Origin of the sequence: Peribacillus sedimenti (assembly GCF_046237635.1) — a bacterium.
Lineage (GTDB): Bacteria > Bacillota > Bacilli > Bacillales > DSM-1321 > Peribacillus > Peribacillus sedimenti.
In genome coordinates, this window is record NZ_CP143547.1 from 828,348 (window position 1) to 850,716 (window position 22,369).

The window sequence follows — 22,369 nt, forward strand, 5'->3', positions numbered from 1 at the left end:
TTCTTAAAACAATTAAGTGGAAACGGTTTGTCCTGTTGTACTGTCTTGGACTGCTGCTGCATTTCGATGATTCAATGCATTGATTTCGCCGCCGATTACCAGTGCAAGGCCCGTCAGATAAAACCAAAGCATCAGTACGATGACTCCCCCAATGCTGCCATACGTAGACGTATAGTTGCCGAAATGGTTTACATAAAACGAAAATGCCAGTGAAATCAGCTGCCAGAGGACTGTGGCCACAATGGCTCCAGGAATAACCTGTCTGAAGGGGTAATGTTTGTTTGGTGCAAAACGGTACATGAATGCGAGAACAATAGATATTACCACGATGGCAATAACCCAGCGAAGGATGCTGAATAAAAATTCCAATTGCTGCGGCACGGGGATAATATATTTAATTAAATCGATAAGCACATTCCCGAAGACCGGCAAAACAAGGGCTACCAAAAATGCGACGATCAGCCCGAAGGTAAGAGCTATTGATACTAATCGGGTTTTAAAGAAGCTTCTTGTTTCCTCTACATCAAAGGCGACATTCATGGAGTGAATAAAAGCATTCATTCCGTTGGACGCCGACCAGATGGTCCCGAGGATACCAAAGGTGAGGAGACCGCCGTTCCGCTCACTGACAATCTTTACTACATTTTCCTTGAATATATCAGAGGTATCAGAAGGCATTATTGAGCTCATGAAATTGAGGGCCTTCTGCGGATCAATATTAAAATACGGTACTATTGAGAGCAATAGTATAAGAAGGGGGAAAATAGCGAGCATATAATAATAGGACTGCTCGGCAGCCAAGCCAGTTGCCCGGTCCTCTTTGATTTCGTTGCCTAACTGTTTTCCAAACCGGATAAATCTTTTTTTCCTCATAATGCCATCAACTCCTGAGAAATGACTTTTTACTTATTGCCCTTTTCCCGGAATAACGGAAGTTTAACCCTGTAAATAGGCTATGAAGTATAAACAGGGAAATGCCCCTTCCAGATTCCCTCCATAAAAAAAAGATGCTCGAGCCGAAAGGCCAAGCATCTTTTCATTGGTATAATGCCCATATATTACTACATTTGGAATGGCATAAGATATCCGTCATTTCAATGTAGCTATAATGTCTTTCTTGATTTCAACCCATAAGTCTTCATCTGTAGTAAAGCGAGTGGTTACCGCATCGATGAAAAGCTTGAAGGCAGCATCAAAGCTTGGATCTTCTTTGGCTGGCATCGTACTTCGCAATTCGTCCACAAAGGATTGAACCACTTTTGCCCGTGGACCCCATTTACCGACTTCATTTCCATCAGAGTCGATAAAGATAAAAATTGGAATCGAGCGCGCTGTTCCATTTGTCAGATATTGATCCATTAATTCGAGGTTTTCGTCCCGAACCAAATAGCGGATTTCGATGCCTGCCTCCTCAGCGATTTTCATCAGGATTGGAATGTTTACCATCGCATCTCCGCACCAGTCCGCCGTTAGAACAATCGTGCGCAAGCCTTTCGATTTCAATTCTGATAATACTTGCTTATCCTGTTCTGTCAACTGGAACTTTTCATATACACCTAGCAGGTTTTCTTTGTGAGTCTGCATATATGCCAAATATTGTTCATTATTCATGCCTTTTTGAAACCAGGTATTTAAAGAGCTCATAAACTGCATTCCCCCATCCTCAGAGTATTGGTTCTTTTAACATCATAACCTGCTTAACGGGGAGAATGAAAGCTTTTTGCAATGCATGCAATAATAGCAAGGTGAACCCTGCCGGAGTTTGATTACAATTTGTTTGGTTAAAAGAATGTGTGAACTGAAACATTCTATATACTAATAACGCGTTGGAACAAAGGAAAATAAAAGGGCATGATCCCGGTCCAATACCGGTTTCACGCCCAACAAGATATCTAAAGAAACAACCTGTCTAAATTAATTCCTGGTTTCTGCCCAGAATTGGGAATTCTTTTTGCCACTTCTTACTTTGCAGCTTTTTGAAGCTTATGGATGACTTGCAGGGAACGGCCAGTACCAATTGCAACCGATTCTAGCGGATTTGGAGCAATATGCACTGGAACGACAATTTCTGTGCTCAGCCAATCCACCATGCCATTTAGCAATGCTCCGCCTCCAGTGAGTACAACGCCCTGGTCGACAATATCCCCGCTTAGCTCTGGCGGCGAATCTTCCAGAGTTGCCCGGATTGCTTCAAGAATATGAAGCAGCGATTCCCGGATTGCCTCCTGGATTTCGTCAGAATGGAGGGTTACCGTTTTCGGCAGGCCAGTGACCAAATCACGCCCTCTTACATCCATGGACATACGTTCATGGTCTATGAGTGCATAGCCGATTTCCATCTTGATTTGTTCAGCAGTTCTTTCACCGATAAGCAGATTGTATTTTTTTCTGACATATTGCACGATGTCCTCATCCAGCTGGTCGCCGCCGATTCTGATTGAGTTGCAGGATACAACCCCGCCAAAAGATATAATGGCAACTTCTGTCGTCCCGCCTCCAATATCCACTACTACATTGGCGATTGGCTCATCAACAGGCAAATCCGCCCCTATAGCAGCCGCAACAGGCTCTTCAATTAAGTGTACTTGTTTGGCTCCGCAGCTTTTCACTGAATCATGGATGGCCCGGCGCTCTACTGATGTTGAGCCAGAAGGTGTACATACCACTACATTTGGCTTTCTAATGGAAAAACCAAGCTTTTTACCGGCCTTTTTCATGATTTGTTTAAGCATTTGGGTTGTAATATCAAAGTCAGCAATGACACCATCCTTCAATGGACGCACTGCGACGATATTTCCAGGAGTTTTACCAATCATGCTTTTTGCGTCTGTTCCAACAGCCAATACCGTATTGGTTTCCGTATCAATCGCCACGACGGATGGCTCATTTAACACGATTCCTTTATTTTTGCTGTACACGAGCGTATTGGCGGTACCTAAATCAATTCCAATTTCCACATTTGATAACATACAGTCACTCCTTTTTCAGAGTTTGACCCCCATATAAGATTCTACATAAAGATGTCGATTTATGGGGGTAGGAATTTGTGGAAATTTGATTTGGGCTATTTTGCACAATAACTAGCCAAAATAACAATTGGACTCCTCGACTTATTGATGAACCGGAAGCTCAGTTTTTTGTCTATCCATTCGATTGAACATTAAGATATAGATAAATACACTTAGAATGGACAAAACAGCCAGCGATAAAAAAGTCCATTTGTACCCGACCCATTCACTCATTGGAATCGCGGCAGGCGCAATCATCCTTCCGAACGTATATCTGAGGCTTGCAGCTGCAAAATACTGGCCGCGCATTTCTTCCGGCGCCAGCTGGGAGATAAACCCTTGTTGGATTCCTGCTGTCATTAGCTCCCCGAAGGTGAACAGGGCCATTGCGAATATTAATCCCCAAATCCAGCTTGTTTGGCTGAAAGCAGCCATAGCGACTGCATATACCAGCGATGAAAGAATGAAAACATTTTTTTCTCTATACATCGTCATCCATTTCGTTACTGAAATCGTCAGCAAAGCTACGAAAAAACCATTTTCAGCAAGGAGGAAGCCAAAGGCTTGTTCCCCCGAAATGTTAAAAGACCAGTGACCAATTGAAAACAGGGACTGCTGTGCTACTATGGAATCCTTGACATAGACCGGAATCAGCAAGTCCAATTGCATAAAAGTCTGGCCGACCAGTACACCAGCCAATATAAAAAGAAGGAAGGTCCTATCTTTTATAATGACATGATAGTCACGAAGCTGAAGCATCAAAAAACGATGCCAAGAGGTCTTTAAATTGCCTTGGGCAGTTTTAAAAGCCGGAGCCGTTTCAGTTATCCACTTCTGAAGAATCAATCCTAAAGAGATATTTAGGATCGAGGCAAGAAGGAGAAGTTGGAATCTATGTTCAGCATAAAAAATCCCGCCAATAATCGGTCCGATTACTACCGCTATATTGATGGAAGTATAAAAGACCGCAAATACATCGCTCCGATCCTTTTCATCTGTTACATCCGCTACCATGGCCTGGCTTGCAGGCCAGTATAGCGATCCGAAGATACTTACTAATGTAAAGCAAAGAAAACCTATGATAGGGGAATGAAGCCATGGAGAACTTGCGGCTGCAAAAAGTATGAAGGAAAGGCCCTGTCCAATGGAAGAAAGCACCATCATTCTTTTTCTGCCAAACCTGTCAGCGCAGTATCCGCCAAGCAAATTAGCTGCCACCGAAAACATCTGGGAAAAGATGAGCAGCAATCCGGCCTCTGTTTTTCCAAATGATTCGGTAAAGTAAATAGCAAGAAAAGGGAAAAACATCCAAAAGGTGATGTTTACTATTGATTCCCCTGCCAGTCTAATCTTCAAATTGTTATCCCATTCTCTAAGACGCATGTTTCACTCTCTCTTTCTATGATCAACCTTTCTAATGATACCTTCTTGAAGTGAGACATAACAAGAGGGGCTAACGGCGTAAGCAAGGAATATTGTTACAAGAGGTCGATATTTCCCGGATAATAGTTTCTGGATTTTACCCTGGCAAAATCAGCAGGATAATATGTAATGGGGGTCCATTCAAGCAATCAATCATATATTTCCAGCCGTCTTAAAAAATATGATACGATTATTATATAGATACAAAAAGATAAAGAAGGTTTGATTGAATGAATGTGCGGTTCAGGAAAAACAATTTGAAAGCCCTCTGTATTACGGGAGGGTCAGCTGCTGTTGGCGGTTCCATCTTTTATATATCGGGTATGTATTTACCTTGGCTGCTCGGCCCGCTTCTTGCTGTCATGGTCCTAAAATGGAAATTCCCGAACTATTTGCACTGGCCTGGAAAGCTTAGGAATGCTGGTTTAATCGTACTCGGGCTCCAGTTGGGGAGCTCCTTTACGAGGGAAGCTGTGGGACAAATGATCGCCAACCTTCCCATCATGCTGATTACAACTGTCCTCATTATACTTTTCACAGCCTTGACTGCAATTTTCCTTTCAAAAAGAGTGGGGCTCACACTAAATACGGCTCTATTAGGAAGCTTTCCTGGGGGGCTTTCGCAGATGGTTATTCTAAGCGAAGAAATAAAAAATGCCGATGAAGGCATTGTTGCTTTCATGCAGACATTACGAATACTCCTGGTCATATCTATCGTGCCCTGGCTGGTGGTGCATGTACTGACAGAACATGCTTCCAACCCGGTACAAACAATAATTAAAAAGGGCCATTTTTTTATAATAGAATATGATTGGAGAATGGCTGCTTTATTAGGTGTTATGTTGTTTATTGCAATATTTGCGGGCAGGAAGCTGCATTTTCCTCTTCCATTCATGCTTTGCCCATTGCTGACAGCGGCTGTTTTTAACCTTTCAGGCTGGGGAGCACCGAGCATTCCCGGGTTTTGGCTTAATACAGCTCAATTATTGATTGGTGCTCATCTGGGCGCCACACTGCGGGCAAATAATCCGGGGTTGTTTAAGAAATTATTTGGAGTAATTTTGATCGGAAACATTCTTTTAATAGGTTTTTGTTACGGGGTAGCTTCTATTCTCGTAAGATTTCTTTCCTTCCCTATAAATGATCTATTCTTAAGCCTGGCACCTGGTGGGGTAGCTGAAATGGCGGTAACTGCAATGTCGGTGAATGCTGACGTATCCATTGTCACCGGCTTCCATTTATTCAGGATTTTCTTCATATTATTCTTGTTGTCTCCTGTGATCAAGTGGCTTGCGGTAAAAAGCTTTTCTAAATCAGGATTGTAATGCTTTTTGTTAGATAATTTTTAATCATACTGATGTTTTTTATTTTCTCTCGCTGGTCATTTACAATTACAGGATGTCATATCTTACAAGTAGACTTGCCATGTTGTTTTATCCCAATTTACTAGAATAATGTTCGCAAAGGAGATGGAGGGCAACGTGCATTGGAATAACAAGGATGCAATCTTGACGCTCATAAAAAGGCTTGTAAAGATTCCAAGTGTTGCGGGGACGGAACAAGAAAATGACATGGCTGACAAATTAATTGATATCTTAAAAGAAATCCCCTATTTTGCAGAGAATGAAGGCTATATTTATCAACAAGCAATAAAAGGAGATTCATTAGGCAGAAGGGCCATCGCTGCTCTCGTCAAGGGAACATCATCACCAGCCTCCAAAACGGTCATACTAATGAGTCATTATGACGTTGTAGGGGTGGATGACTATGGTTATCTTAAATCATTTGCTTTTGATCCAGACGAATATACTGAAAGATTAAAACAGGAAACTTTGCCGGTAGATGTAAGGGAAGACTTGGAATCAGGCAACTGGCTTTTTGCCAGGGGAATCATGGATATGAAGGCAGGTCTTGCAGTTCAAATTGCCCTTTTGTCAGAACTATGCCAGGACAGGAACTTTGAAGGGAACGTACTGCTTTTGTCTACACCTGATGAAGAGAGAAATTCTGAGGGCATGTTGGCTGCTGTAAAGCTTCTGAGGGAGCTTCAGCAAGAAGCGGGTTTACAGTATGAACTTGCTATATGTTCAGAACCATCCTTTTCCAGGTATCCGGGCGATGATTCGAAATATCTTTATCTAGGCTCGGTAGGAAAGCTGCTTCCCTTATTATTTTGCAGTGGAAGAGAAACACATGTCGGGGAACCGTTTGAAGGGCTTAATGCAGCCTGGATGGCAGCTGCATTCGTCAACAACATGGAACTTTCAGACCAATTTATCGAAAAGGCTGGCACTTTGAAGAATCCGCCGCCAATGGCTCTTAAGCTGATGGATCTGAAAGAGCATTATAATGTACAAACGCCGAAGCACAGCTATGTGCTCTACAATGTACTGACACTCTTGCAAACTCCGCAAGATGTCATGCAAAAGCTAAAAGATGTAGCTGATAAAAGTGCGATGGATATTTTGGCAAAGCTTAAAAGAGCATATTTACATGCCGAGGGAGCCCCATATTTGGAGTATATTGAAAAATTAAAGCCCAAAACCTACACCTATTCAGAACTTTATGACCTGGGGATGGAGAGGCATGGGGACGTGTTTGTCAAAGAAATGGATGAAGCATTGCTTAAATCTACCGCGATGGATTTCGATTACAGGGACCTTACAGTAGCTATGGCTAAAACTATAAGCGGATATTTTCAGGATTTGGAGCCTTTTTATTTGCTGTTGTTCGCACCACCCTTTTACCCCCATGTTTCACTCCAAAGTGGAAATGTACGTGATGATAAAATAATCAGGGTCACCGAGCAAATCATTTCCTTATCGTTAGAAAAGTTTAATCAGGAAATTAAACTGCAGCAATATTTCATGGGACTGTCTGACGTAAGCTATTGCAGGCTGCTCGAAGCAGATCAAGTAATACCCGCATTGAGCAGGGAGATGCCGCTGTATGGAATACGGTACAATCTTCCTCTTCAGGATATTAATGAATTGGATATCCCAACTATTAATCTAGGCCCATATGGAAAAGATGCACACAAACGTACCGAGAGATTGGAATTGACTTTTTCTTTACAGCAATTTCCCCATTTATTGAAGGAAGCAGTCACCGCTGCCCTGCAATAATGTTAGAAGCAGGGCCGGGTATTTAATGCCGGGCCTTTTGCTGTGTTCCATCGGTTTTAGTTGTCTGTGGGAGGGTAAATATAAAAAAACAGACTGCCAATGCAGCCTGCTTGGATAAAATCTATTATAGTCTTTGTCCTCGAATAAATTTAGGCTTCCAATAAGAGTCGTTTAATGATGCGATACTTACCCCTTTTGAAGAGGAAGCATGAATGAACTTATTATTTCCGATATAGATTCCTGCATGTGAAACCCCATTATGGGCCTTCGAAGTCCTGAAGAACACTAAATCTCCTTTTTTAAGCTGGCTTTTGGTTACGGTCTTCCCCCTGGTTGCCATTTGGGCGGAGGTACGCGGCAGACTTATTCCAGCAGCTCTTTTAAAAGTATATTTTATAAAGCCGGAACAGTCGAATCCATTTGGTGTCGTGCCTCCATATGAATACCTGACACCTATGTATTTTTTGCCGACACTTATTACCTGATCTGGTGAAGCAGCCTCTGTATGGTTGACAGGAAAAGCAAAACTAAATAACATGCCTAGTATAAAAAAACAAATTAATCTTTTCTTCATTCGGGACCCCCATATAATAAGAAAGTCTCAAAGCTTTATTTTTTATAGGTATAATATACCAAAAGAATAATGTTACACGGTTACAGTGTCGTTACTTTTTATTACAAAAATATTACAAATGCGACAATTTTGTTATTAATTCGACAAGGTTGAAACGAAATTTACGATGATAAATCAACTTAGCTCCCCATTTTGAAAGTGTCGTGGTCTTTGTTTGACTGATATTATGTCAGCATCAGAAATAAACAATCATGACATATTGTTCTTACCTGAGAGGGCAAACTTATAGTTGAGAATATAGAGGGGAGTGATATTTTATGGATTTTATCAATATAGCGGAAGATAAAATAAAGCAGGCAATAAAGGATGGGGAATTCGATAACCTGCCAGGCAAGGGCAAACCGTTGAATCTCGATGATATGAATGGCATCCCGCCAGAATTGAGAATGGCGTACAGAATGCTGAAAAATGCCGGGATGGTAGAAGCGGAGGCTTCGTATCGAAATGAATTAATGCGAATAGAAGACCTGATTGCAAATTGCGAAGATCAGGAGGAAAGACAGAAACTGGAGAAGCAATTAAACGAAAAACTGCTTGCTTTTAACAAAGTATTGGAGAAAAGAAATACAACCAACAGCAAAGCCTTTAAACAATACCAGTCTAAAATAGATAAGCTGTTCAGGTAACGGCAAGTCCGGCATTTCAGATGAAATGTCTATTTTTTTTGAAAACACTTTTGAAAACATCTATTTCCCGCTGTGTAATGTATCTTTTTAAAAGGAACTGCCAGACTCAAGGAAGCCTAAATAGTTTTTCTGGAAAAACACTCATTTATTGTGATTTCTGTCCGATATAACAAAGAGATTAGAAATTTAATGAATGGGTGAATCAAAAATGGATAAAACATCAGTGGTTGGATTATTGCTGGGCATAGTTGCATTAGGGGTCGGCATGGTATTAAAGGGTGTAAGTCCGTCGGCATTAGTAAATCCCGCTGCTATTTTGATCATTATAGCGGGAACTGCGGCTGCGGTTATAACAGCTGTACCAGGATCTGAGCTGAAAAAGGTCCCTAAGCTTTTTAAGATCATTTTCACAAGCCAGCAATTAACTAAACCTGAAGAATTAATAAAGACATTCTCCGAATGGGCTGTCATAGCGAGAAAAGAAGGATTGCTTGCATTGGAAAGCATTGCTGAACAAGTAGATAACCAATTTTTGAAAAATGGATTAAACCTTGCTGTGGAAGGACAAAGCGCAGATTATATAAGAGATATACTGTCCGAGGAAATAGAGGCAATGGAAGAAAGGCATCTTGCCGGTGCCGCCATATTTACACAGGCAGGAACTTATGCGCCAACATTGGGAGTACTGGGAGCGGTTGTCGGATTGGTAGCTGCCTTGGGCAATATGGATAACACTGATGAGCTTGGGCATGCGATTTCCGCTGCGTTCATCGCTACACTAATGGGTATCTATACAGGATACGTGCTATGGCACCCATTCGCAAACAAGCTCAAGCGTAAATCCCAGGAAGAAGTCCGCCTTAAGAACATGATGATAGAAGGAATCCTTTCTATTATTGAAGGCGAGGCTCCAAGAACGATCGAACAAAAGCTTACTTCATATTTGCCCGCAGGCGAAAGACAAAAAATGCTCGAAGGCAGTGTGAAGCAGGATGGCTAAGCGAAAGAAGCATAAGAAGCATGAGGAACATATCGATGAGTCCTGGTTGGTGCCGTATGCAGACATACTGACACTGCTGCTTGCCTTATTTATTGTGTTGTTTGCAACTAGTTCTGTTGATGCCTCCAAATTCAAGCAATTATCCACGGTCTTTAATGAAATATTCAATGGCGGTACAGGTGTAATGGAATTCCAGTCACCAGTACCGGATACGAATCCGTCTAATACAGAAAGTAACATAAAAGTCTCTGGTGCTAAAACAGGGGGGGCAAATCACGAACAGGAAGAATTGCGTGAAATGCAAACAAAGATCAATCAATATATCCAGGATAAGCAATTAACCAATAAGTTGGGGACAAAGCTGAGCGATGAAGGTTTGCTGGTAACGATACGGGATAATGTCTTATTTGAATCAGGAAGTGCTGATTTGAGGCCAGAGGACAGAAAAATTTCAAAAGATATATCCAATTTGTTAAAAATGGATACGCCGCGTTCTGTGGTGATTAGCGGACATACGGATAATGTTCCCATACAAACATACCGCTATGATTCAAACTGGGATTTAAGCGTTATGCGTGCTGTAAATTTCATGAAAATACTGCTTGAGAATAAAAAGCTGGATCCGGAATTTTTCAGTGCCAAGGGCCATGGAGAATTTAAACCAGTAGCAAGCAATAAAACAAGCAAGGGGCGGGCAATGAATCGGCGTGTTGAAATTTTAATTATGCCAAGAGCTGAAGCTGGAAATTGATCCTTTTTGCCAGGCACAGACAAAACCTGTCGGAGTACAGGTTTTTCTATATATAGGATAGCTGATTTTATTAGGAATTATCTTCTGTCTCAGGGGCTTCCTCGGCAGTGGGCTTGCATAACTAGCCCATCAGCAAACCAGCGGCTGCGACACTACAATAGGTTTGGCAAAATTAAGGATATGGATGATCGTTACCGATATTCCTTCTTCGAAAAGTGAACCGGATATTCTTATTCCATCATAATCCACTTCATATTGTATAAACAGAATGGGAAATTAGGCTTGCGTGAAAGTTGTTCAGAAAGAGGGAGAGGTATGGATAAAGGATATATCAATGTCATGGAGGAAATGGTAGCTACACTTGTCAATTTCTATATGACGGGAAACGAATATCAAACGTTTTGTAAGTGCAAGAAATGCCGTAATGATATGATTGCTTTAAGTCTAAATAACCTGCCAAGCCACTATGTGACTACGGAAGAGGGCAGGGAACGGATTTATGACCAATTGAATACTGAAGAAAACCGGATGTGGATCAATAAAAGAATCATTAATGCCATCCACATTGTTGGGAAATATCCTAAACATGACAATACGGATTAACAAAGGAAGCACTATATATAGCTGCTTTCTTTTTTTATTCCCATATGTTTTGTTGCGGGCGCTTCGCTTTCCGCGGGGGCCTGCGGTGAGCGAAGATACACTCTCGAGGGGGCTAACCTGTCCCGCTGCTCCCGCAGGAATCCTGGCGTTTGCAAAAAAACAAAAGGCTTTTAAATCTTAGATGGAGTTAAGCCGCTATAGCCGGAAAACATATCGCAAAGTTTCAAGTGGACTTTCAGAGGATAATATTCTAAATAATAACAAAATTGGATATTTTATTGCCGTCACAAAGCCCACTATCTCTTAACACAATGTTAAACAAGGAGCGGATTTGGATGCAAAAAACAAATGTCTTGATAGTTGGAGGCGGTGTAGGGGGATTGACTTTGGGGATTAAGCTTGCAGCTTGCGGGATTGATGTTGTGACTATCGAGCGTCATGAAAAACCCGACTCCCTGTATAAAGGAGAACTGCTGCAGCCTAAAACGCTTCAAATACTTGATGAAATTGGCGTGCTGGACCAAATTTGCGACAATGGGCACGTTTTGCCAGCCATTGAAATTACGGAACTTAAAGGAGCGAATGATGGAGTATATCATAAAGCAGGAGAATCTGTAATGGATTATACGGTGCTTCCAGTCAAGTATAATTTTTCCTTGATGATTCCGCATGAAAAATTAAAGGATATCTTAAGGGAAAAAGCATGTTCCTACAAATCATTTCACTACCTGTCACCTGCAGCCTGCAAAGAATATAAAGAAAATGAAGCGATCATCCATCTTCCTGATACGAAAGAACAGATCGAGATAGAGGCTGATTTCTTCGTTGGAGCAGAAGGAAGAAAGTCGGTTACGCGCACGGCAATGGGCCTTGAAGTGAAGCAAGAGACCTACAATCATCATTTCCTGACTGTTACCTTCCGACGGCCAGAAACTATGGTCACTGGCAAAATCATCTCTACCCAGGACGAATTTTTGGGACTCTTTCCATTGCCTCAAAATGAAGTCAGGACAGTATTATTAATACCTGCAGGTTCTTTTAAAGATATGAAAACATTGGGCATAGAGGCAGTCCATCATGCATATGTAAAACTCTGTCCCGAATTGGATGGTTACGTCCAGCAGCTGGCAGATTGGAAAAGGATACAATTGATGATTCCTGTTGCTTTTCATGCTTCAAACTATGTAAAAGGCAGATTTGCCATTATTGGGGATGCAGCCCATGCAGTGCATCCTATGGCCGGAGAAGGAATGAATCTCGCCATGCAGGATGCAGACATTCTTGGTGAACTCCTGTGTGATATGTACAAGCACAACAGGCTCCAGCAAAATAACCTTCAATGGTATCCCAAGGTACGTAAGTCGAGAACGGACAAGATCCTGGAGCTGAGCCACATGTCAGCGCTTGCTTATTCTTATCCCTATAAGCCTGTTTCCTGGTTCAGGACCAAAACATTAAAACGGATGGAAAGAGATGGCCTCCTGCATTATAAACAGATGCTTAACATTTCAGGACTTGGTATTTGGGATGAGAACCTTTATGACCGTATGATACAAATTGGCGGTGCACCCATCAGAAAGCGTGATCTCGATAGTGATGAAAAACGATCGTATTTCTTCAATCGAGATGATGATTACCCATGGAAAGCCGATATTCCAAGGAGGCTGCTATGATAGGCGAGTATGCAAGGCTTTTAAATGCACGTAATTGGATGAAGAAGAATATCCCTTTTCTATATAGCTGGCACGCATACGTCGGTTATGAGCTGGATCTGTTTCAAAAGTTCTCAGAGCCTGCAACCGTTTCGGATGTTGCAAGAGATACTTCTTATGAAAAAGATCTCCTGGAACAGTGGGTGGATGTAGGGGTTGCGGTAAACCATTTAAAGAAGCTGTCCAACGGAAGGTATAAAACAGCAAAAAAATTCAGGATTCCTGCCAGCAAGAGGAACCCACGCTCCACCGGGATCATCCTTAAAGAAATGATGGAGCTTCATATCCCAACACTCCTCGCTTATCCAGAATTGATGAGAAATAATAGCAAACGTACATTTAACCATGAAATGCATGGGCAAACAGTTGCACAAACATCCTCTTTGCTTGAGCAGTTAGCATATCCCACCTTCCAAAAGCTTTTAAAAAAATATAATTATCATACAGTCCTTGACTTGGGGTGCGGGCAGGCGGGTTATATATCCAGGCTTGCTGAGCAATTTACAGATGTGGATTTTGAAGGAATAGAACTAAATGGAGAGGTTGCTGCGTCTGCGAAAGAAAGGTGTGCCGCCCAGAAAAATATAATGATCAGACAGGCGGATTTAATGGAGTTTGAACCCCAGAAAACGTATGACGTTATTATGATGAATAATCTTCTACACTATATAAGACCAGATCATCGAACCGAAGTGATGAAAAGAGTTTCCGGATGGCTGTCCGAAGATGGAAGGATAGCGATTATGACACCAATCAGCCATGACGAAAATGGTGCACAATTTTCCAGTGCTTTTAACAGCTTCTTTTCGGCATTTAACAACCTGTATCCGGTTCCATCGATTCGGCGTATGAAACTTATTGCGAAAAATGCAGGCCTTATAATTGATCAAAAGAAAGCGGTTATTAAAGAGGGCGGCTGGTATGTGATAGTGTTAAAGAAAAGGTGAGGCAGTTGTTCCACAGTAACTCATGTTTATGGAAGTTACAATCGGGAAAATAACTATGTACACAATTTAAGGAGGGAATAGTATGAGTAAAAAGATAGCATGCCTGATTACAGATATGTTTGAGGACTCCGAATATACAGAGCCTGCGAAAGCATTCGTAGAGGCAGGCCATACGGTAACGACAATCGAAAAAGAAAAAGGAAAAACCATTACCGGTAAGCAGGAGGAGGCTTCCATAACGGTTGACGAAAGCATCGATGCGGTGAGGCCTGAAGATTTTGATGCTTTATTCATTCCCGGAGGATTCTCACCTGACCTTCTGCGGGAAGATGGAAGATTTGTAAACTTTGCTAAATCGTTTATGGATGAGAAAAAGCCGGTATTTGCGATCTGCCATGGCCCGCAGCTCTTGATTACAGCGAGGACACTTGAAGGACGTAGTGCAACAGGCTATAAATCAATTAAAGTTGACATGGAATATGCAGGCGCAAACTATAAGGATGAAGAGGTAGTGGTATGCGGCAATCAACTGGTTACGAGCAGACAGCCAGACGACATACCGGCGTTTAGCCGTGAGGCGTTACAATTACTTAAGTAAAACCATATCCCGGAGCTTCCGGAATTTCATACTGTAGACAAACTCGATGTAAATCGAGCTTGCTACAGTTTTTTTATTTGCTTGCTAATGAAGAATGTTGGCTGCAGGGAGTGGAGGTTCAGGCGCCCGGGATTTTTTTGTTCTTTCCTCCATAAAATGGACAGTCGCATTGGAATGTTTTGAGCCGTATATTTACAACAGAAGACCTTATGCTTAAAGAATTGATACTCGGCTGAAAATCTTCATGATTCATATCATTCCTTTTTTGCAGTAAAATAGAATCAGCACGTAAGAAAAAAAGGAAGTGTCATAATTTGATCGTATTAAAGTCAGAAAGAGAAATACAAGCTATGCATGAATCTGGCAAGATTCTGGCTGGCTGCCATAGGGAAATTGCAAAGATGATTGCTCCCGGAGTTACTACCTGGGAAATCGAGGAGTTTGTTGAGAAGTATTTAAAACAAGCAGGTGCCAAGCCAGAGCAAAAAGGATATAAAGGCTATGAATATGCAACCTGTGCCAGCATAAACGAGGAGATTTGCCATGGCTACCCTCGAAAAACACCTTTAAAAAGCGGAGATATTGTTACCATTGATATGGTTGTTAATCATAACGGGGCACTCGCCGATTCAGCCTGGACATATAAGGTGGGAACTGTTTCAGAGGAAATAGAGCGCTTATTGTCAGTTACCAAAGAGTCGTTATATAGAGGGATTGAGCAGGCAGTCATAGGAAATCGTATTGGGGACATCGGGCATGCCATCCAATCGTATGCAGAGGGAGAAGGGTTTTCGGTCGTCAGGGACTTCATTGGGCATGGGATCGGCCCTTCCATTCATGAGAAGCCCGAGATTCCCCACTACGGACTGCCGCATAAAGGGGCAAGGCTAAAAGAAGGAATGGTCTTTACCATTGAACCAATGATAAATGTAGGTACTTATAAAGTAGTCCGCCATCCCAATGGCTGGACAGCATCCACTGCTGATAACAAATATTCGGCTCAATATGAGCATACAATAGCCCTTACGAAAAATGGGCCATTAATCTTGACAGAGCAGTGAAATGATAGATAACTCCTGGTTCTGTTAGTTACAGAAAAGCCATCCGGGTTGATTTGAACCGGATGGCTTTTTCTTTCTTATTAGTAAGCCCGCGTACAAAGCGGTGCGCTTTAATTAGGATGGGATCATTGATTATCTATAGCGGCCTTTCAAGGGATGCAATGTCTTCGTCCATGGAGTCCATCTTGCTTTGTATGACTTTTTTTGCATCCTTAATTGCTTCATTATAGATATAAGGGGCGATTTCCTCCAAAATGAACTCCAAATGGTTACCTGCCGCAAGCTCACCTATTTCTTTGCCTTCTTCTTTGTAGACATACTCCTGTATTTTGCTGATCATTGCCGATTTATCCTGTAAATTAAAAGAAAAAAACATAAGTATCGTACCTTTCTATAAGATTGCTTTTTCAAGAGTTTCTTATTTCAGCTATAATCCAGTCGAAGAAATCCTGAGAGTCCAAGCTAAATACTGGTAACTCTAAGCGGAGCGATTCAACGGTTTTTAATGTCTCCGTCCAGCAGACAATTGCCCGTATGTTGGAAAGGTTATTTAGCAGCTCAAGGTCTGATTCATACTTAACGATCACAACCTTGGGAAACTTTTCTTTTTTATATCCCTCAATCAAAATAACATCTGTTTCAAATAAACCAAGAAGCTGAAGGAGATGTTGAAGATGACCGGAGGACTCTCCTGATAAATCTCCATGAAGCTGGATTTGTCCGCTTCCTTCAACTAAAGAAGCAACAGCCCCTGCCCGGAAATGCCTGGCAGAATCCTTTTCGGGCAAATCGGGCGGGCCTCCATGCCCGTGATGCTTTAGCACAGAAACTGTCAAATTGACCTGCTGCAATTCAGTGATTAATCTTGAAATAAGCGTAGTTTTTCCTCGGTTCTGGTATCCGGCAATCTGAAAGATCACCGGTTTTACCATGGCCATTCACTGCCTTCCTGGTCTTCCAGGAGAAGGACTTTCACTTTATCTCCTTCCCCAAAACCGCGTGTACCTCCAGGAAGCACTGCCAAAGAATTAGCGCCTGCCAGGCTCATCACAATGTTTGATTTATCCATTCCGCTCGGAACCACTTTTAATAATCCCTGCTCATAGAACAGCTTTGTCCGTACAAAACGGGTGAAAGGGTTTGCCTTAGGAAAATCTGCACCTAAAACAGCCTGTACCTTTCGTAAATGAGGGCGGTCAGCAAACAGCATCGTTCTGACAATCGGCCTTACAAATAATTCAAACCCTACGTAGCAAGCGGAGGGGTTTCCCGATAGTCCAAATAAGAACTTGTTTTCTAGAACAGCAACTGTAGTTACGCTGCCGGGACGCATTCCCACTTTATTAAAAAGAACGTCCGCACCAAGCTTTTTATAAATGTCTGGCAGTAAATCATAGTCGCCAACGGAAACTCCGCCTGTGGTAATCAAAAGGTCGACTTTCTCCAGTGCCTGTTTGATGGCATTATGGCTTGTTTCCAGTTCATCAACAAGCTTGCCGAAATATATAACGTCCGCACCAGCACGCTGAATTTGAGAGGAAATCATATAAGAATTGCTGTTTCTAATTTTTCCTGGCTGAAGCGGTTCGGAAACGTCCAGCAGTTCTGAACCGGTGGCGAAAACACCAATAACGGGTTTTTTTGCAACTGGAACACTGTCATAGCCGAAAGTAGCAAGGACTGCCTTCACGCCCGGATTAATCAATGTTCCTTTATGTACAAGGACGTCACCCATTTTCGCATCTTCACCTTGAAATGAAACATTTTCACCCTTCTTTAGCGAGCGCTTGAAAGTGATGAATTTGCGCCCGTTTTTCTCCGATTCAGCGGATAACTCCAGCATTAAAACCGCATCACATTCTTTAGGCATTTGAGTTCCCGTCATAATCCTCACCGCTTGAAAAGGGCCTACCGCCTTTGTGGGAACCATGCCGGCACCAAGTTCTTCAATGACTTCAAAAGTTAATGGTTTGTTCGTTGAACCTTCTTCGGTATCAATAGAACGAAGGGCGAACCCATCATAAGGTGAACGGTCAAAATGGGGTACATCATGAGTAGCGACAATATCTTGTGCTAAAAATCGATTATCAGATTCCTCAATTGCGATCCATTCCATTTCTCCAGATAGTTTATGCATCATTACTTTTTCTACAGCTTCAGCAACGGTAATAGGTTTTCTGCGTTCCAGCAAAGCGATCACTCCCAATTTTGTTTTGCCGATATCTTATTATTCATTAATATGTATCCTATATAATCAGTAATCAACCATGTTCAAGATACACTTTGTCATCAAAATGGCTTTTAACAACAAAAAAATAACCCGGAAACCCGGGCTCTGTAGTCTCTTGTAACTAATGTTTTTATGTATTTCTGAGCCGCCCCAGCTCTTCGGCAATAGCCTGCATCTCACTTGGGCTGAAGTTGCTTTTTCTCATAACCATCTCATATATTTCAAGCAATTCTTCGTACATTTCGCCATTAAAATGAGAGGATTTTATTGCCCCTATATTCATGACTTTTAATTTTTCCTTTATAGCTTCAATCATGTATTCAACGTTCTCGGCTGAATTTTTGGTTAAATCCAAGACTGCACTTCCTTTCGTTCATTTATTGCCATCTTTTCATGATTATCAGCATAAGTCAACCAAAAGAGACGAACATGCAGCATCTATAGTCCAAGAAAAGCCATAAATTAAAAATCATTTGATGCAGTAAAAAGGGGAAGATTATTAACAGAGGTAGAATGCTGCCGAAGGATGATTATTATCCTTTCATATATTTATTATGTCATCCAATTTATGTTCAGGAGGAATTACAGATGAATAATTATATGGTAAGCCAGCCGCCAGGAAGAACAAGCAGGTTTATGCGGGCTTTGATGCTTGGTGCTCTTGCAGGCGCAGCAATCAGCCTTTTGGACAGAACCACCAGAAGGTCCGTCATGGACAACAGCATGCGGTATATGAATGACATGAGGTCCATTGTCGCCCATCCAGACAGTGCCCTTAACCAGCTGAAGGATATGAGCAGCAGGCTACGTACTACCATTGAGCAAATATCACAGGATGTGGCGTTTATATCTGCCAAGATGGAGGAAATGAAGGAAATTCCTCCGCAGGTTGCTCACATGGTAAAAGAAACGAAAGATGCGTTTGTGACCGATGGCGAAGTCCATCATGCTCAAAATTTACAAACACACTAACCAGTATTTGAGTTGTATTGACAATTTATATTTTAAGGTCAGGTGGCAGCTATGGGGGTACAGGGCAGGCTCAGGTCGTATATCAAAACAGTAATAAAACGGATTGACAATGACGATGTACCTGGCCTCTCTGCCCAGCTGGCCTATTTTTTTCTTTTATCCCTGTTTCCTTTGCTGATTTTTTTAGTTTCTCTTCTTCCATACCTGCCTATTTCCGTAACAGATCTCCTCAATACGGTCGGTAGCTATGCACCTCGAGAATCTATGGAATTGATTGAGGAAAATGTCCACAATGCACTCACCGATCATGGAAGGCTGCTTTCCTTTGGAATAATTGGGACATTGTGGTCAGGTTCGAATGGAATTAAGGGTTTGGTTGCTGCCTTTAATAAGGCATATGATGTCACCGAGAATCGCTCATTTTTCATAGCCAGAGGAATGGCCCTGATCTTAACTGTTGCGATGATATTTGTATTCGTCATAGCATTGCTGCTTCCAGTGTTCGGGAGGCAAATCGGCATACTGTTTACCGCAAAACTTGGATGGTCAGAAGAGTTCCTGCATATATGGAATGCTTTACGATGGATTATTAGTTCGATTGTGCTGTTTATTGTGCTGACCGCGTTATATTGGATTGCCCCCAATAAAAAAATTACATGTTTAAGTGTGATGCCAGGTGCGGTAGTTGCAACACTCGGCTGGAATATCGTTTCGCTTGGCTTTTCCTACTACGTTGACAAATTTAATAACTACAGCGCCACTTATGGCAGCTTGGGGGGGATTATTGTATTGATGATTTGGTTTTATCTTTCAGCTTTTGTAATCATTATAGGTGGTCAGATCAATGCAATAGCAGGTGTGAGAAAGGACCCTAATTGCGGATGAAGCTGTCGTTCAAAGCACAAACGCGCAGGTCACGACGTAATATTACGTGGCCTGCGCGTTTGTCATAATAATTATTGTACAGAAGTACTGATGCTTGGCTTTAATAATTCAGCCTCTTTGAATATTGTTCCGAACTTCTCTTCAGCTTGAGCCAGTGTTGCATTTGCAGCATCCAGGGAAGGAGCTGGCTTCTTCAATTCATCTGCTTTTGCCTGGTAAGAGGCGATTACGTCCTTAGTTGCTGCCTGCAGGTCTGATTTTTGGTCTTTTAATTCTTCTGGTACCTTAACACTGCCAAGGGCATCCACCACTGCAGCAGCTGAATTACTTGCGGCTGTCTTAATTTCTTCTGTCGGCTTCTCTTCAGAAGCCTCAAATGCATTAAGGTCAACATCATTATCATTAATCGCTTTTGTAATGCTGGACAGATATTGTACTAAAGAACGTTTAACATCATCTTTGGATACAGTTTTTTCTTCTTTGCTGCCTTCACTCTCTGTTTTGTTCGAGCAAGCTGCCAGCGCGAAAGCCAGTGCTAGAGCAGACATCAATACCCAGATTTTTTTCATCGTGAAACCCCCTTAAAATGTCTCTATATATATGTACTACGGGAAGTGGCCACTCCTATACCGGGTTTACATAATATGGTATGAAAACGCCACTTTGATATTATAATGGCTCATCTCTGTTTTTTCAACATTAAATTTTTCCCCCCATCTCTTTAGGTTACAAGTACAATTAAAAAAAGATGCGGTATAAGCCCGCATCTTGGCAATCATGACAGCCTCTATTTTTTTAACAGCCGAAGGCTGTTTAAAATAACAAGTATGGTGCTGCCTTCATGGCCAATAACCCCATAGGGGAGGTCTAGAAACTGGAGGAAATTAGTTGCAATCAATACCATGATCACGGAGATAGAGAAGATGATGTTTTGCTTTATAATCGTATTCATCTTCTTGGATAGCTTTACTGCTTCGGCAATTCGAGGCAAATCGTTTTTCATCAGCACTACGTCGGCAGTTTCCAGAGCTACATCAGTTCCTTCCCCCATGGCTATACCTACAGAAGCCGTTGCAAGAGCAGGTGCATCATTTATTCCGTCTCCCACCATTGCTACCGTCCCGTATCGCTGTTTCAGTTTCTTTATTTCATCTACCTTCGTCTCGGGAAGGCATTCAGAAATGTATTCATCCATATGGCTATCTGATGCGATGGCTCTTGCTGTATTTTCGCCGTCGCCTGTCAGCATCACGGTATATATGTTTTCCTTTTTAAGCTCTTCAATTGCTCGAATCGTTTCTTCACGTACTTGGTCTTTTAAAGCCATGATCCCGGCAATTCCCTTATGGTCTTTTGCGTATACCACGGTCTTCCCCTCTGCTGAAAGAGTAAGCGCAATGCCGTTTTGAAATTCTTCGGCGTCACGTCTTCCGACGAAATCCGCTTTCCCAATCTTCCATTCCACATTTTTAATGCGGGCGTTTACTCCGTATCCAGCTATGTCTTCCATGGTCTCCGGTTTTACTAAGATGTTTGAGAGTGATTTTTGCGCATGCTGCACAATGGCAGACGCGAGAGGATGATTTGAATATTTTTCTATACTGGCTACATGGAATAAAAAATCCTCTTCTGTGATGTCTTCACGGACAATGATATCTGTAACCTCAGGCTTTCCTTTTGTCAGGGTGCCAGTTTTATCAAGCGCAATGGCTTTTAAATTGCCTAGGTTTTCCAGATGGATTCCACCCTTAAACAGGATCCCGCTGCGGGCTCCGTTGGAAATGGCGGAGAGGGTGGCAGGCATAATGGATGCCACGAGTGCACAGGGTGATGCAACAACCAACAGAATCATCGCTCTGTAGAAAGTTTCTGTCCAGCTCCAGTCCAAAAGAAAATGTGGAAGTACCATCATTAACAGAACAACTGCCAAGACTACCTTGACATAGGTTCCTTCGAATTTCTCGATGAATAACTGTGAAGGTGATTTTTCGCTTTGGGCTGATTGAACAAGAATAATTATTTTCTGAAAAAGAGTTTCGCTGGCCGATTTTGTGATTTCTATCGTAAGAGTACCTCTAAGATTTACAGTGCCGGCAAAGACCTCTTCATTTACAGATTTTGATACAGGCAGAGATTCCCCAGTAATTGCAGATTCATCTAAATTAGAGCTGCCCTCTGAAATTTTTCCATCAGCGGGGACCCGTTCGCCGGGCTTAACAAGGATGAAATCTCCAATCTGTAATTTTGACACAGGGACTCGTTCTTCTATGCCGTTTGAGAGGATTCGCAGTGCTTCCTCCGGCTGCAGATCCATAAGTGCAGATATCTCTTTATGGCTCTTATTCATAGTATAGGTTTCAAGGGCGCCGCTGACGGCAAAAATGAATATTAAAATTGCCCCTTCAGTCCAATAGCCTATTATCGCCGAACCGATCGCTGCCAGCACCATAAGCATTTCAACATTCAGCTCTTTATTTTGGATCGTTTCTTCTATTCCTTCTTTTGCCTTGGCGAAGCCTCCAATTATAAAAGCAAGTATAAACAAAGTGATGGAGGGTGCTTCCATGCCATTTTTAGAAAGGAACCATCCAGCCAAAATGAGTACGCCGCTGAACAATGCAGCAATGAGTTCTGCATGGGGCTGTATTTGTTCAAGGAATGAGTGCTTTTGCTGATCTGATTGTCTGGACAATGCATTAGTTTGAGTTGCCAAATGATTCCCTCCCGGTTAGAAAATTGTAATAGAATCGTCTTTCTATAAATAATTGAGAAAGAAAATCAACATCAATACCCTA

General features: G+C 42.0%; 23 protein-coding genes. 12 read left to right on the plus strand and 11 right to left on the minus strand.

Features of this window, described 5'->3' with window-relative positions:
- Positions 1–12 precede the first annotated feature (12 nt).
- From V1500_RS04150 to V1500_RS04165, 4 genes are all read right to left on the minus strand, one after another.
- Positions 13–873 carry a YihY/virulence factor BrkB family protein gene (locus V1500_RS04150; protein ID WP_409304343.1) on the minus strand — a complete coding sequence of 287 codons (861 nt, stop codon included), beginning with the start codon at positions 871–873 and terminating at the stop codon, positions 13–15.
- Positions 874–1,089: 216 nt separating this feature from the next.
- Positions 1,090–1,644 carry a thioredoxin family protein gene (locus V1500_RS04155; RefSeq protein WP_409304344.1) on the minus strand — a complete coding sequence of 185 codons (555 nt, stop codon included), beginning with the start codon at positions 1,642–1,644 and terminating at the stop codon, positions 1,090–1,092.
- Positions 1,645–1,961: 317 nt separating this feature from the next.
- The gene (gene mreBH / locus V1500_RS04160; RefSeq protein ID WP_409304345.1) at positions 1,962–2,969 is read right to left on the minus strand and encodes a rod-share determining protein MreBH; all 1,008 of its coding nucleotides are present in this window, start codon (positions 2,967–2,969) and stop codon (positions 1,962–1,964) included.
- Between the two features lie 141 nt (positions 2,970–3,110).
- A complete protein-coding gene (locus V1500_RS04165) occupies positions 3,111–4,391 on the minus strand; it encodes an MDR family MFS transporter (protein ID WP_409304346.1) in 1,281 nt (426 codons plus the stop codon).
- A 269-nt stretch (positions 4,392–4,660) separates the two neighbouring features.
- Between V1500_RS04165 and V1500_RS04170 the strand changes: the two genes are divergently transcribed.
- The gene (locus tag V1500_RS04170) at positions 4,661–5,755 is read left to right on the plus strand and encodes an AbrB family transcriptional regulator (protein WP_409304347.1); all 1,095 of its coding nucleotides are present in this window, start codon (positions 4,661–4,663) and stop codon (positions 5,753–5,755) included.
- Between the two features lie 156 nt (positions 5,756–5,911).
- Positions 5,912–7,555, plus strand: coding sequence for a M20/M25/M40 family metallo-hydrolase (locus V1500_RS04175; protein WP_409304348.1), 1,644 nt, complete (start codon positions 5,912–5,914; stop codon positions 7,553–7,555).
- 124 nt (positions 7,556–7,679) lie between these two features.
- Here the strand turns inward: V1500_RS04175 and V1500_RS04180 are convergent, their stop codons facing one another.
- Complete coding sequence (locus V1500_RS04180; protein WP_409304349.1) at positions 7,680–8,129, minus strand: C40 family peptidase; 450 nt, start codon at positions 8,127–8,129, stop codon at positions 7,680–7,682.
- Between the two features lie 317 nt (positions 8,130–8,446).
- Between V1500_RS04180 and V1500_RS04185 the strand changes: the two genes are divergently transcribed.
- The 8 genes from V1500_RS04185 to map all read left to right on the plus strand — a co-directional run bounded on the left by V1500_RS04185 (position 8,447) and on the right by map (position 15,487).
- A complete protein-coding gene (locus V1500_RS04185; RefSeq protein WP_409304350.1) occupies positions 8,447–8,815 on the plus strand; it encodes a DUF1992 domain-containing protein in 369 nt (122 codons plus the stop codon).
- Between the two features lie 208 nt (positions 8,816–9,023).
- The gene (gene motA, locus V1500_RS04190) at positions 9,024–9,815 is read left to right on the plus strand and encodes a flagellar motor stator protein MotA (RefSeq protein WP_409304351.1); all 792 of its coding nucleotides are present in this window, start codon (positions 9,024–9,026) and stop codon (positions 9,813–9,815) included.
- Positions 9,808–10,566, plus strand: a complete 759-nt coding sequence (gene motB / locus V1500_RS04195; RefSeq protein WP_409304352.1) for a flagellar motor protein MotB — start codon at positions 9,808–9,810, stop codon at positions 10,564–10,566. Before motA ends, motB begins: the two co-directional genes overlap by 8 nt.
- A gap of 315 nt (positions 10,567–10,881) precedes the next feature.
- Entirely contained in the window at positions 10,882–11,169 is a 288-nt protein-coding gene (locus tag V1500_RS04200; RefSeq protein ID WP_409304353.1) for a late competence development ComFB family protein, read from the plus strand.
- A gap of 335 nt (positions 11,170–11,504) precedes the next feature.
- The gene (locus tag V1500_RS04205) at positions 11,505–12,842 is read left to right on the plus strand and encodes an FAD-dependent oxidoreductase (RefSeq protein ID WP_409304354.1); all 1,338 of its coding nucleotides are present in this window, start codon (positions 11,505–11,507) and stop codon (positions 12,840–12,842) included.
- Entirely contained in the window at positions 12,839–13,828 is a 990-nt protein-coding gene (locus V1500_RS04210; RefSeq protein ID WP_409304355.1) for a class I SAM-dependent methyltransferase, read from the plus strand. The genes V1500_RS04205 and V1500_RS04210 overlap by 4 nt, the downstream gene beginning before the upstream one ends.
- Before the next feature lie 82 nt (positions 13,829–13,910).
- A complete protein-coding gene (locus V1500_RS04215) occupies positions 13,911–14,426 on the plus strand; it encodes a type 1 glutamine amidotransferase domain-containing protein (RefSeq protein WP_409304356.1) in 516 nt (171 codons plus the stop codon).
- Between the two features lie 314 nt (positions 14,427–14,740).
- Complete coding sequence (map, locus tag V1500_RS04220) at positions 14,741–15,487, plus strand: type I methionyl aminopeptidase (protein WP_409304357.1); 747 nt, start codon at positions 14,741–14,743, stop codon at positions 15,485–15,487.
- Between the two features lie 136 nt (positions 15,488–15,623).
- Here the strand turns inward: map and V1500_RS04225 are convergent, their stop codons facing one another.
- From V1500_RS04225 to V1500_RS04240, 4 genes are all read right to left on the minus strand, one after another.
- Positions 15,624–15,827: a DUF2164 domain-containing protein gene (locus V1500_RS04225; RefSeq protein ID WP_409304358.1), complete on the minus strand. Its 204-nt coding sequence runs from the start codon at positions 15,825–15,827 to the stop codon at positions 15,624–15,626.
- A gap of 67 nt (positions 15,828–15,894) precedes the next feature.
- Entirely contained in the window at positions 15,895–16,425 is a 531-nt protein-coding gene (mobB, locus tag V1500_RS04230; protein ID WP_409304359.1) for a molybdopterin-guanine dinucleotide biosynthesis protein B, read from the minus strand.
- Positions 16,413–17,678, minus strand: a complete 1,266-nt coding sequence (glp, locus tag V1500_RS04235; RefSeq protein WP_409304360.1) for a gephyrin-like molybdotransferase Glp — start codon at positions 17,676–17,678, stop codon at positions 16,413–16,415. Before glp ends, mobB begins: the two co-directional genes overlap by 13 nt.
- 169 nt (positions 17,679–17,847) lie before the next feature.
- Positions 17,848–18,072: a DUF1128 domain-containing protein gene (locus V1500_RS04240; RefSeq protein ID WP_409304361.1), complete on the minus strand. Its 225-nt coding sequence runs from the start codon at positions 18,070–18,072 to the stop codon at positions 17,848–17,850.
- Positions 18,073–18,305: 233 nt separating this feature from the next.
- On the opposite strand from V1500_RS04240, the gene V1500_RS04245 reads away from it, so the two are divergent.
- Together V1500_RS04245 and V1500_RS04250 are read left to right on the plus strand one after the other, a co-directional pair.
- Entirely contained in the window at positions 18,306–18,689 is a 384-nt protein-coding gene (locus V1500_RS04245; protein WP_409304362.1) for a YtxH domain-containing protein, read from the plus strand.
- A gap of 51 nt (positions 18,690–18,740) precedes the next feature.
- The gene (locus tag V1500_RS04250; RefSeq protein ID WP_409304363.1) at positions 18,741–19,574 is read left to right on the plus strand and encodes a YihY/virulence factor BrkB family protein; all 834 of its coding nucleotides are present in this window, start codon (positions 18,741–18,743) and stop codon (positions 19,572–19,574) included.
- Positions 19,575–19,645: 71 nt separating this feature from the next.
- Here V1500_RS04250 and V1500_RS04255 read toward each other — a convergent pair whose 3' ends face one another.
- Positions 19,646–20,143: a hypothetical protein gene (locus V1500_RS04255; RefSeq protein WP_409304364.1), complete on the minus strand. Its 498-nt coding sequence runs from the start codon at positions 20,141–20,143 to the stop codon at positions 19,646–19,648.
- Positions 20,144–20,361: 218 nt separating this feature from the next.
- The gene (locus V1500_RS04260) at positions 20,362–22,287 is read right to left on the minus strand and encodes a heavy metal translocating P-type ATPase (RefSeq protein ID WP_409304365.1); all 1,926 of its coding nucleotides are present in this window, start codon (positions 22,285–22,287) and stop codon (positions 20,362–20,364) included.
- Positions 22,288–22,369: the final 82 nt, after the last annotated feature.